This window comes from Butyrivibrio sp. INlla16, assembly GCF_900104155.1.
GTDB lineage: Bacteria > Bacillota > Clostridia > Lachnospirales > Lachnospiraceae > Butyrivibrio.
Genome location: NZ_FMYB01000060.1, coordinates 8,385 through 19,485 on the forward strand (window position 1 = coordinate 8,385; position 11,101 = coordinate 19,485).

Annotated in this window: 13 protein-coding genes and 1 pseudogene; all 14 read right to left on the minus strand. The window is 39.7% G+C overall.

Annotation, left to right across the window (positions count from 1 at the left end):
• Positions 1-248 precede the first annotated feature (248 nt).
• Positions 249-641, minus strand: a complete 393-nt coding sequence (locus BLR42_RS23030; protein WP_170832882.1) for a hypothetical protein — start codon at positions 639-641, stop codon at positions 249-251.
• Between the two features lie 225 nt (positions 642-866).
• Entirely contained in the window at positions 867-1,379 is a 513-nt protein-coding gene (locus tag BLR42_RS19220; RefSeq protein ID WP_091872653.1) for a YfcE family phosphodiesterase, read from the minus strand.
• Between the two features lie 461 nt (positions 1,380-1,840).
• Positions 1,841-3,001, minus strand: a complete 1,161-nt coding sequence (locus BLR42_RS19225; RefSeq protein ID WP_091872655.1) for a tyrosine-type recombinase/integrase — start codon at positions 2,999-3,001, stop codon at positions 1,841-1,843.
• A gap of 291 nt (positions 3,002-3,292) precedes the next feature.
• A complete protein-coding gene (locus BLR42_RS19230) occupies positions 3,293-3,490 on the minus strand; it encodes a hypothetical protein (RefSeq protein WP_207648579.1) in 198 nt (65 codons plus the stop codon).
• Between the two features lie 345 nt (positions 3,491-3,835).
• Positions 3,836-4,147 carry a type II toxin-antitoxin system PemK/MazF family toxin gene (locus BLR42_RS19235; RefSeq protein ID WP_091872658.1) on the minus strand — a complete coding sequence of 104 codons (312 nt, stop codon included), beginning with the start codon at positions 4,145-4,147 and terminating at the stop codon, positions 3,836-3,838.
• Positions 4,144-4,386: an AbrB/MazE/SpoVT family DNA-binding domain-containing protein gene (locus BLR42_RS19240; RefSeq protein ID WP_022761160.1), complete on the minus strand. Its 243-nt coding sequence runs from the start codon at positions 4,384-4,386 to the stop codon at positions 4,144-4,146. The genes BLR42_RS19235 and BLR42_RS19240 overlap by 4 nt, the downstream gene beginning before the upstream one ends.
• 299 nt (positions 4,387-4,685) lie before the next feature.
• Positions 4,686-5,348: a hypothetical protein gene (locus BLR42_RS19245; RefSeq protein ID WP_091872662.1), complete on the minus strand. Its 663-nt coding sequence runs from the start codon at positions 5,346-5,348 to the stop codon at positions 4,686-4,688.
• Between the two features lie 49 nt (positions 5,349-5,397).
• Positions 5,398-6,360, minus strand: coding sequence for an alpha/beta fold hydrolase (locus tag BLR42_RS19250; RefSeq protein WP_091872663.1), 963 nt, complete (start codon positions 6,358-6,360; stop codon positions 5,398-5,400).
• A complete protein-coding gene (locus BLR42_RS19255; protein WP_022761164.1) occupies positions 6,347-7,078 on the minus strand; it encodes a glycerophosphodiester phosphodiesterase in 732 nt (243 codons plus the stop codon). Before BLR42_RS19255 ends, BLR42_RS19250 begins: the two co-directional genes overlap by 14 nt.
• 16 nt (positions 7,079-7,094) lie before the next feature.
• A complete protein-coding gene (locus tag BLR42_RS23680) occupies positions 7,095-7,457 on the minus strand; it encodes an MFS transporter (protein ID WP_242879438.1) in 363 nt (120 codons plus the stop codon).
• The gene (locus tag BLR42_RS19260) at positions 7,375-8,214 is read right to left on the minus strand and encodes an MFS transporter (RefSeq protein ID WP_242879439.1); all 840 of its coding nucleotides are present in this window, start codon (positions 8,212-8,214) and stop codon (positions 7,375-7,377) included. The genes BLR42_RS23680 and BLR42_RS19260 overlap by 83 nt, the downstream gene beginning before the upstream one ends.
• Positions 8,215-8,411: 197 nt before the next feature.
• Positions 8,412-10,001: a TMEM164 family acyltransferase gene (locus BLR42_RS19265; protein WP_091872666.1), complete on the minus strand. Its 1,590-nt coding sequence runs from the start codon at positions 9,999-10,001 to the stop codon at positions 8,412-8,414.
• Positions 10,002-10,230: 229 nt separating this feature from the next.
• The gene (locus tag BLR42_RS19270) at positions 10,231-10,599 is read right to left on the minus strand and encodes a hypothetical protein (RefSeq protein WP_022761170.1); all 369 of its coding nucleotides are present in this window, start codon (positions 10,597-10,599) and stop codon (positions 10,231-10,233) included.
• Between the two features lie 287 nt (positions 10,600-10,886).
• A pseudogene (locus tag BLR42_RS23685) lies at positions 10,887-11,101 on the minus strand (IS110 family transposase); the annotation flags it as partial.

Consider the following 11,101-nt stretch of genomic DNA (forward strand, 5'->3'; position numbering starts at 1 on the left):
GGCATAGTGGACATGCCCTGTTCTTTGGGATGCACTAAGCATCCCAAAGGTTCATGCCGCTCTGCGGCATAACAGAAACCTCTTCCGACGCAGAGTCGGTGGAGGTAGTTCATGATCCCAGGATCAATACCAAGTGGCGACTGGCGGTATAGCCTTATATGTGTTTCATTGCTGCTCTAGGGAGATAACAGTTAGCTTCAACATCCATGACGAAGCTCCGGATGATGCAGAACTGGTAATACAACTCCTCAATAAGTCTTCACTGGAGCAGATAAGGACTGTTGGCACAATGATTGCGCAAAAGCTCCATAAAGAGATAAAAGTGTATGAGGAGCCAGGCTGCATTTCCATGGTATCTTATTATGATATTGAGGATGCTTAACAAGATATGAACCCTTTATCAATTGGTAGTTCTCATTAAACTCATATGTAGCAATACACTCGTCACCATCGATTAGCACATCTTTTACAGATATGTTATCAGAACTTTGTCCGCAGATTTCAGCCTGCTCATTGTTTAATACATCTGTATACATATCGCCCCAGGCAGCAATCCTGAAGTCAGTCTGTTTTTCTTTTTTTTCACATCCTGTCATCAGTACCATTAGCATAATGGTCACAAGTAAAATAATTCTTTTCATCTTAATAATACCTTTCACATCAATTTACCGTGAATAGCAGTAAAAATCATATTTGATTACAATCTTCAAAGAAGAATAAGGCATATTATTTCTCCAAACTGGTTGATTTATTTTCGCTCTTATCCTGCTACTATATAAGCATAAGGAGGAAACAAAAAATGAATACTAAAGGAAACCTATAAGGTACCGTCACTGTGGCAGGATCCCGGTGGCGGTGCTTTGGGGTTATAGATCCTCTCCTATTTCTTTGATTTCTGGGATAATCTCGTAGTCATCCGTAACTGTTATAACTGCATATGTAGGTTTGTCACCTGTGACCTGGGGATAGCAGATACTTCCGGGGTTTACTAGAGTAATGCCGGCTTCCTTATCCTTTACTATCTCTGCATAGTGGCTGTGACCAAAAAGGACAAGATCAGCGCATCTTGACTTGGCTGCTTCCTTTAAGGTCTTAAGGCTTTCCTCATATTTTACGTTGTAGGCATTTCCGTGTGTTGCCCATACGCTTAAGAAACCTGCCTTGAATTCTTCATCAGTGGGAAGGCTGTTTCCAAAGTCGCAGTTACCACGGACTATCTTTACCTCATAAGGCGGATTTTCTCCCGTTATGGAAGAAATGGAGTCCTGGATATCTCCGCAGTGGACGAGGATATCAAAGGGTGATTCTTTTTCGATAGCCTTTTTAGCATATCCCGGATAGCCATGTGAATCTGATATTACAAGGATTTTTGCGTTCATAGTGATATTTCCTGTTCATTATGATTTGCTCTTATCTTATTTCAGCCCCTCTAAAAAGTTCTTTACGGTATCAGCCGCATCTCTTCCTTTTTGTTCCCAGTCAGTCGACTCTGCATACTCTCCAAGTTCGGCAGCTTTTTTATTGATCTTTTCTGCCAGGGCTGCGCCTGCCGCTTCAGGATCTGAATTATATATCTTTTCATTTGCTTTCTCAGCAAGTTCTTTTCCCCATTCCCCTGGATTATCTTTTATGTCCTAAAACTAATAATTCATTCCCCTCAGATTACGATTGTATAACACCACAAGTATTTTTATAAATAGAGAACACTTGAATTATATGTAATCAGAGTCACTTAGGTTGATGCGCACAATTACGTGTATAATTACATGTAATTGTGTTAAATTAGGGCTTTTTGCCATGTTTTACTCTTATGTCCCTCTAGGGTATTCATCATTAATTCCTATGATTTGCCCTCTAGTTGCAACTTGTATTCCTGCAGAATATTCCTGGAGCTCTCAACTTCTTTTTCTACGGCCTTGGTATACACAGTGGTAGTGGTGACTGACGCGTGATTAAGCCTTTTTTGCACAAGTAACAGATTGTAATTACTTGCTTCATATAGTGACATTGCAAAGCTTGATCTGAGTTTGTGAGGAGATATGAGATGGGCTTTATTGGGAAGAGCAGCCTTCACATATTTCTTCACAAGCGTCTCAACAGCCCTGACACTGAGTCTTTCGCCCTTTGTGGTAGTAAATGCAGGTAGTTCGACCTCTGAGGTATAAGGGAATCTGGCTTTCTGTGATTCAAAATAGTCCCATAAATATCCTGCACATTCGTCAGAATAGTAGGCATCCTGCTGATCGCCGCCTTTTCTGATGACGGTAACTTTCCCTTTATTCAGATCAAAATCGACTATATTGGTGTTAAGCATCTCGGATACACGAAGCCCGGTATCCAAAAGCAGCATAAACATTGCAGCATCACGTTCTGCATATATGCTGTGATATTTTCGCGTATTATCGCCAAGCCCTGTGCCATTGATTACGGTATCAATCAGTTTATTCTGTTCTTCAAAATCCAGATATATGAGTTTTTTCTTGGGAATATCAATTTTTCTGGACGCAAGGACCGGATTCATTGTGACCTTACCATTGCTCAAAAGGTATGAATAAAAAGCGGATATAGTGGCCTTTTTTCTCTTTAAAGTGGCTTCACTGGTTTCATCATCCTTTTTCTTTGGCCCTGTAAGGGAATTTTTCTTAGGCCGCATACTTTTTTCATATGCATCATCCGTTCTTTTAAATCTTTTATCCTTAGTATTCCGCAGCGTTGCGATGAAATTATCGATATCCTCGGGAAGAAGTTTTCCAAGATCATCCGTAGTAATATCCATCATTTTCTTATCACAGAATTCCGGGTGAAAATTGATCAGATATTCAAAAAACACGAAAATATCGCGGCTATATTCAAACATGGTTGCAGCTTTTCCGCGTCCGCTATATCTGTTTATAAAACTGACCACATAATCTGGCATATCTTCAAGTAGTTTTGCGGTTCTATCGGTATAATTTATTCCTTCAGACATATTATTAATCCCCATAAAATAACTGTTTTTCATCAAAAATCTCCTATATTCATTTTATCATAATCCTATGTATGCGTAAAACTGTTCTTTTACGCATAGCTAACATATTCTTTTCTACCCAAGCTATTAATCGTAAAAGCTATCTAAACTTTTAGCTGATAGTTCACGAATATTTCTCGTTTTTCATAATATAATCCAATTCATACCATGAAATGCTATAATATACCTGTCATATGAGTTTTTTAATAAGAACAACTACTCTATGATGAAAAGAATTTCCGCTATCCGAGCATTAAAAAAATCCACGCCGCAATATAACGGTTGTTATCGTAGCTGCTTTAGTATTTCCGCCTGTTCCTCTGCCGGCAGCTCAGAAAGGTATATGCAGTACTCATTTGGATATCCCCCGACAAACTTCATATGCTCCATACTTATCTGTTTTGGATCAGTAATCCATAACACCTGCTCTCCCCAGAAATCCTCTAGGTATTTTAGTTTCTCTCCCTTATAGATAATGTCCATCTGCAACACTTGAACCTAACCTTCCAATCCAATACTCATCCAGGTATCAACAACATCCCAGAAATTCTTTCCATATCCTGCTTGTATATATTGTATTTCTGTAAAAAATCAAGTATTTCCATCGTGGTCTCCTCCGCAAGTAATCATAGAAATCATTGTATCACAGAGTCAAGGCAGGACGGAATGCAAAGAACATGCAATATTTGTGCAATATAAAAATAAGTGACCACCTCTCACAGTGATCACCATTTTTCATTTTATCTTTCAAATATTACTCCAAGAACAACCCCGGGCATAAGAACCCCAACCATGTACTGCCATCTTTTCAGCGGAACATGACTACTATTAATCGTACTCAAAAATTCCCTGCACCGCATCCGATACATTCATAATGTCCTCATATGCAAGAAAATCAACTCTATTACACCCTCTTGCCCTAGGATCTATTGCTTTAATCTGCTCACAAATTACAGTTCCAGACTCACCCTTTTTCCCGCACACCGGAATATGTAAAGGCCCGGCGTGAATATTAGAAAGCATAGGGCATACATGAAATATACCTGTTGCCTTTATAAAAGCATTTTTGCTAACTATAACAAACAGCTGTCTTTTGAAACCTGTAATCTTTATAATATCCCCTTGATTAAACTCGCTCATAAAATCTCTCTCCCTACCGGTTCGCCCCAATCAAAATCGCAAACCGTTATTTCACCATTAAACTCTGCAAGTCTTTCTTCAAAAGTTTTATGAACAAACTGTTTTCTAAGAACAATACTGTCATTTTCTATTTCTATATCCAACACATCAGAAACCTTTAACTGCAATTTTTCCAAAATATCCTTAGGAATTCGTATTCCCTGGCTATTGCCCCAAGCCCTTATCGCAACCTGCTCCATGTGATCACCTCCTTTTATTGTATATACATTATACCGTATATACTCCATGTGTACAATCACCTGATATAGCCCCATAACTCATAATAATAATGAGATATGAGGGCTAGTTCATGCTAATTTATTTTGATTGTCATGGGATATTTCAATTTCATCTCTTCCATTCCGCATTCGATAAGGCCTGTATCTTCGAAACCTACGGACTTATATAAGTCTTTAGCCACAGTATTCCCCGGTGCAACCCCTGTGTATATATTCGGCGGATTAAATTTTTCTTTTATATATCAATGCAAATCTCATTTTCATTCCTTTACTTCGCTTCCACCCCACTCAACAACGGTAAACCCGTTTCTGGAAGGAGTGATTATTTCTTCAGGCTGAGCAATTTCCACAGGGTTGTCACAACCTGTATATGTCATATATACACGGATCAGCGTGTCCGGAGAAGGATTTATCAAAAGCTTTGCTTTCTCCAGATACTGTGAGTTATCAAAAGAAATCAGATTATAGCTGTTCTGGCTAAGCCTTGGAAGCCAGAAAGTGATGAAATCATCTTTTTCCTTGTCGGTCAGGCCTAAAGCGGCGAGTTTTTCTTCAAGGAAGGGGACGAGATCTTCCTTAGCCACACAGTCTCCGCTGGTAATGGTATAGTTTCCGTTATGAGTTCCTTCCCAGAAAAGGTAGCCATATTCCTTATCACTTATACTTATGGTACCGTCTTTATCAGCAATAAAATTCCATGTGTTATCTGATGAAAAGTCGGGATAAACCGTGGAAAATGCTCCGTCATAGTCTATAGACGCAGATATTGCAGAATTGTCTTCCGTAGGATAGAAGTACATAACAGGTTTAAGATCTCCATCTTCATCGCTTGTTACTTCTCCTGAATTATTGCAAGCTGATAGCAGCATCGACATAGAGAAAATAAGAGCTGTTAGAATAACGTGTGTTTTTGTTTTGCGCATAAATCCGACTCCTTTCCGTTAATATCCTGAATTTTAAATGGTTTCAATATCAATCCCTATCTATAATCTCCAGTACCTGCCTGAAATATTCATTACGTGTCTCTTCCTCTGCATTGAAAATCTCATGCCTCGAATCCTCAAAAGCAATAATCTTCGCACCGGGAACCTTCCCGGCAAATTCCGTATAACCATCGGAATCAATCAGATGGTCCTGACCTGCAGTAAATACAGTTATCGGCAGCGAGAGTCTTGAAGCATTTTTGAAAATCCTGTCATACACCTTATAGCTTGCCAGCCCCCAGCCAATGGAGGCGCCATAGGTCTGATAATGCTCGTCCTTTAATCGCATCTCAAACATATAGTCATAGCGGACTCTGGACTTAGTACTGCTTGTCTCAAACACAGACACCCCATCAAAGTGCTTCTGCCCCGGCGCCATAGCTTTGCGCTTACCAAATAGAAATGCATAGATACTAAGCAGACTGCGCACCAATTTCGAAGGAACCGACTTCATCTTAAGCATAGGAGAACTTAGAACAGCCTTGTCAAAATAACCCGGATATTTCTCGAGGAAAAGAGTACCCACAGCGCCTCCCATGGAATGCGCAATAAGAATTCGCTTCTTTTCAGGAGTAGCAGGCATAACCACCTTATCCATAAAAATATGAAAATCTTCGACATATGTATCGTAATCATCGATATAGACGACATCCGGCTCCTTCATCTTGCCCTCAGAGTAGCCGTGTCCTCGCTGCTCCGGGAAAAAGAACCCAAATCCGGCCTGGTACAGATACCAGACATACTCATGATATTTTCCGAAGAATTCACAAAAGCCATGAGCAAAGACAACTACCTTAGTCGCATTTTCAGGTATGGCAAAATAGTAATTAAGCGTAGCCCCGTCAAAAGACTGAAATTTTCCCTGTTTTACATGGGTCTTTCGAAACTCACTGTTTTCAGTTTTCATTATCCGGATGAAATCATCTTCACCCAGGAAATTAACCTTGTTCATAGATTTTCCTTGCCTTATCGGGATAGTTGGTAATTACGGCATTTACGCCCATATCACGGCATTTAATCATGTCCGCCTCTTTGTTGACTGTCCATACATTAACGTCAATCTCAAACATGTTGCAGTCATCCATAAAATCAGGATATTGCAGATTATAGAAAGCCGGATGGAGCGCATCTACTCCATTTTCTGCGGCGTATCCGGGCATGTTAAGATGGCCGTCCGCATATAGGAAACCAACCTTTGATTCAGGGCTTATATCCTTAATTTTCATCACTGAGTAATGGTTGAAAGAAGAATAGATAACTCTGTCCGAAAAGCCCTTTTTCTTCACAAGTTCGACGATTTTATCCTCCAGATCGGGATAGAATATCTCCCCGGTCTTGAGTTCGATGTTTATGGTAAGTCCTGTCGGTGCCAGTAAATCAAACACTTCTTCCATAGTGGGAATATGTACACCTTCATAAGCCTGATTGCCATTACAAAAATCAAACTTAAGCAGTTCTTCATAGGTGTAATCCTTGATAAAACCTGCACCATTACTGGTTCTGTCTATGGTTTCATCATGACAGACCACAATGACATCATCTTTTGTAAGCTGAATATCAAGCTCAACTCCGTCAGCTTTCATGTCCGCAGCCATTTTGAATGCAGGAAGTGTGTTTTCAGGCGCATAGCCACTGGCTCCGCGGTGAGCCCATATCAAAGGATATCTCATAGTTTTACCTTCTTTCTCATTTTTTATTTGAATTCTTTATATCCCACAGATTATCGTAAGCAAAACCCGTGACTTTCTCGCAGATACGCTTCTCTTCTTCTGTCGGAGCTGATGAATCTTCACCTTTTCTGCGGGCGATGTCCTTCTGAATTACTGCGAATTCTTTACCTGTTATAGGGAAAATTACTGCCACTACAAACAGAAGTGTTATCAGAATTGCAGGACATATAATGAAAATCAGGGATATCCCCTGCTGAGTTCCCAGAGACTGACGTCCGCCGCTGTTGGCGATCACTTCATCGTAACCTACCGCAGATAAAAGAATTCCGATTACTGCTGCAGATACGCCTGCGGAGATTTTTCTTATAAAGGTAGCCATACCCGAGACGATACCGGGTCTTCTGATTGAAGTGATAGAGACCAAGGAAAAGCCTGAAAGATCTGCTCTTTAAGACACTTACAGATTGAGGGAAGCTCTCGGCAAGAGTTGTGTTGATGGGCTCTTTTTTCTTTTCCCAGGTTCCAAAGAAAGTAACAAGTGATGTGCACAGGAAAAGAATGCTGAAAATAAATGCGCATTTCATATATAGTGATTTATTCAGCGTATCTGTAATTATGAATGTAGGTATGAGTCCGCACACCATGGATCCCAGGGTTGACCAGATCATGCGGCAGTTGGAGAATTTTGCGCGCAATGCATAGTCATCCATCATGTCAGGAAGCAGCCCGTAATATGGAACAAAAAGGATTGTAAAGCCCGTTGAAAACAGGCAGTACATAAACAGATAAAAGATATAAAGAATAACATGTGATGTGGTCGGAATGCTCACCCATAGCAGAAGAAACGTAATCGCCGAAGCAAAAGCACCAATAAGAATATAAAATCTTTTAGGCCCGAATTTTGAGGTGGTTCTGTCAGTGATATTCCCCATCATGGGATCTGTGATGGCATCCCACACTTTTCCCACAAGCGGGATCGTACCTGCAAGAGCTGCAGGCATACCAAGAGCCTTGGTCATAAACACCGCAAAAAACGTGTTGATGATGACAAAGGCTCCCCCGTTATAAAACTCCGCCATGCCAAACATCATTCTGTGAAGAAAATTATAATTGGGTTTTCTCCCGTAATACTCCATATGCTTCCCCCTAAAACTTTCTCTTTTTCATATTGTATGTAGAACATTCCTATAGGTGATGTTCTACTAATATATTTTATTTCAAAAAAGGCGGGCTGCATATTTGGAATTGATGCTTAGCAGTTACCTCTTACTAATTTGTATTATCCCGGAGCAATATGATTTTTGCTCAAATTTAACCTGCGGAAATTCTTTCCTTATCTCCTCAATAAACTCATAATATTTCCGTCATCAACAATATTGACTCTATCAGTATCTGCATGGCATATCTTAAGGTCTCGCTGTATCTCCTTCTGCGTGTGAGCATAGGTATTCAGGTAGATTGCATCAATACCGGCGGCAGTTGCAACGCCCACATCCGCAAGAACTTCATTGCCGATCATTACCGATTCTTCTTTCTTTAAACCGTGTTTTTCAAAAAGTGCAAGAAGAAACCTTTCATCGGGCTTCTTTACACCCATATCGGATGAAATGAAGATGTCGTCAAAAAATTTAGTCAGATTTGTATCCTCAAGCTCCTTCTCCGTAAAAAGTCTTTGAGCATTGGAAAGAAGGAATACCTTTCCACCGAATTTTTTTATGGCTGTTAAAGTCTCAGCCACACCTTCATACTGCACAAGCCTGTCTCTGGATCTCTCCCTAAACGTATTACAAAGAAGGCGCATGTCGGCATCAGAGCATGGCTTGCCAATAAGCCTTTCCCATACCCATTCGATCTTAATTTCAGGGAACTTGCTTCCGTTTGCTTTAGCGAGCTTTTTTTCTTCATCTTTGCAAATTTTCAGGTAATCTTTTCTGAGTTTTTTTGCATCGTACTCACATGAGAAGTTCATTGCAAAATAATCCGCCATGAATTCCCACAGCTCCGGCTGCTCCTCGTCGGTATGTATGTCTATTAACGTTCCGTACAAATCAAAAATGTAATTCTTATACTTCATATCCATTACTGTCCTTTTAAACAATCTTTTCCGATTTTTCTTATCACATACAGTAAAAGCGTTAATGATACAGCCATCATTACAGCTTCCGTGGCGGGCTGTAAGCTTATCAATGGTGCCCGTAACGACATACACAATAAAAAGAACTGCAAGTGTAAGCATTCCATAGCCCACAAGGTAATACTTCATTCCGAATTTATCTGCTATAAAAGCAAGCGGAGTCCCCCTAATGGGCCAGTTTACAAAAAAGTAATTACAGCCAAACGCCCTATCAAAAAGGAAAATTGGCGGAACTACAATCAAAAGAAAAATTATCTCGTAATGGATATGCCTTAGAGTCGGTTTTATTTTTCCTTCCAGCTTCAGAAGTAACGGATACAGTACAAGAAGCCCATGCCATAAGTAGCTGTAAAGATTCATGAAATTCCAGACAGGGTACAGATCCGCCCAATCAGGGAAAAGAAGCGCACAAACAGAAGCAGGCATAATGAGGATATATGCTATCTCCCCAAATATGCCCTTTATCTTCACTGATGGAACATATTCCCTTATCAGAAAGACAAATATTCCTATACTGCATATATGGAGTGGAAGGTATCCTATCCCAAAATGTCCTACCCATACAAGGTAGAGGTCTTTGAAAATCTCCAATATCAGCATTATCGGCGGTATTGCCTTACAGATTCTTACTTTTTTATCTTCACTGAAACGCCTAATAAGAATGGCTGCCAAAACCACAAGAGCAAGGACAACAACGATGCTTATCATATGCTCTGTGCTAAACAAACCATAACCTATACCTTCAGGAAGGTCATCCTGCTGTTTCCAAAAATATTCCATCATTTTCATCACGCCATGCTTCCGGCCTGTTTCACACCTTAATGACTATAAATGCTATTATACTGGCTATGAGCAACCCTGCTGCAAGAACAAAAAATACATAGGTTGAATATTTGAATGTCTCTCCGAGCTTTGAGGCAATAGAGCATCCTATGCCCAAAATACACATCATTAAAGACGCAAAAAGTAAAACGCCTGATATTATCAGTCGTACCAATTTTCTATTATTCATATTCACTTAAAACTCATACTTGTTTGCTTTTTTGTGATGCTTTTCAAAAGCACTCTTGATGATAAGACCTGTTCCGACAACTATGGGAACAAACACAAGCAGTATGTCTGTAAGTGATGAATATGCAAAATAAAGGTCTGTACCAAGAATAAGCGATACAACCAAAAAGCACAGGGACAGCACCAGGCATCCCCATGTAAACTTATTTTTATTAACAATAACAGCTATCGCTGAAATAATGAGAAGTACCAGAACTATTGCAGATGTGCTTACCCTGCCGATCCTGTAGAAGCCAAATGATGATACGCGTACCATTTTGAACAGCATGAATAAGCCAATAATGACCAGTATCCATCCAACATTTCTTTTTGTCATACGTTTTTCCTCCAAAAAATAACAATTCCCCCGAGCTTCAATTATATGATAAAAAACGTTTTAATTGAAGCTATTAATAATCAGATTAAATTGTCCGATATACTATATGGCTAAGGATAGCGTTTTAATGCAAATGGATTGCATTATGACGCTATTTTTGTACTTTTTAGAAAGCCTACTAATAAAAAGTCAATAGAAAATTGAAGAAAGTTGCAAGTATGAAAAATTGTATGACAAACAAACCGCCATGATTTGCCGGTTTGAAAGACTTGATATTGGACAACTGATTATTGCTCTTGGGATTGTGCTTCGAGTTCTCTGTAATGAGCTTTCACTTTGCCATAGTAAATACGGAGAAACTTATTAGCCCCAGCAGTCATGTAGACATAGTAATTCTTACCTTCAGAGCGTTTTCGGTCAAGGAATTGATATACCGGATCGTTAGCTGGTTTATTCTGAAGGATAGTGCTCATAAGCTGAAAAAGAGTCTTCCTGAGCCTTG

Bases quoted from the DNA above. Each gene is read 5' to 3' on its own strand.
- BLR42_RS19265 (WP_091872666.1), bottom strand. From the start codon at position 10,001: ATGAAAATGATGGAATATTTTTGGAAACAGCAGGATGACCTTCCTGAA.
- BLR42_RS19245 (WP_091872662.1), bottom strand. From the start codon at position 5,348: ATGCGCAAAACAAAAACACACGTTATTCTAACAGCTCTTATTTTCTCT.
- BLR42_RS19270 (WP_022761170.1), bottom strand. From the start codon at position 10,599: ATGACAAAAAGAAATGTTGGATGGATACTGGTCATTATTGGCTTATTC.
- BLR42_RS19255 (WP_022761164.1), bottom strand. From the start codon at position 7,078: ATGAGATATCCTTTGATATGGGCTCACCGCGGAGCCAGTGGCTATGCG.
- BLR42_RS19235 (WP_091872658.1), bottom strand. From the start codon at position 4,147: ATGAGCGAGTTTAATCAAGGGGATATTATAAAGATTACAGGTTTCAAA.
- BLR42_RS19240 (WP_022761160.1), bottom strand. From the start codon at position 4,386: ATGGAGCAGGTTGCGATAAGGGCTTGGGGCAATAGCCAGGGAATACGA.
- BLR42_RS19250 (WP_091872663.1), bottom strand. From the start codon at position 6,360: ATGAACAAGGTTAATTTCCTGGGTGAAGATGATTTCATCCGGATAATG.
- BLR42_RS23680 (WP_242879438.1), bottom strand. From the start codon at position 7,457: ATGGCTACCTTTATAAGAAAAATCTCCGCAGGCGTATCTGCAGCAGTA.
- BLR42_RS19260 (WP_242879439.1), bottom strand. From the start codon at position 8,214: ATGGAGTATTACGGGAGAAAACCCAATTATAATTTTCTTCACAGAATG.
- BLR42_RS19230 (WP_207648579.1), bottom strand. From the start codon at position 3,490: ATGGACATTATCTATAAGGGAGAGAAACTAAAATACCTAGAGGATTTC.
- BLR42_RS23030 (WP_170832882.1), bottom strand. From the start codon at position 641: ATGAAAAGAATTATTTTACTTGTGACCATTATGCTAATGGTACTGATG.
- BLR42_RS19225 (WP_091872655.1), bottom strand. From the start codon at position 3,001: ATGAAAAACAGTTATTTTATGGGGATTAATAATATGTCTGAAGGAATA.
- BLR42_RS19220 (WP_091872653.1), bottom strand. From the start codon at position 1,379: ATGAACGCAAAAATCCTTGTAATATCAGATTCACATGGCTATCCGGGA.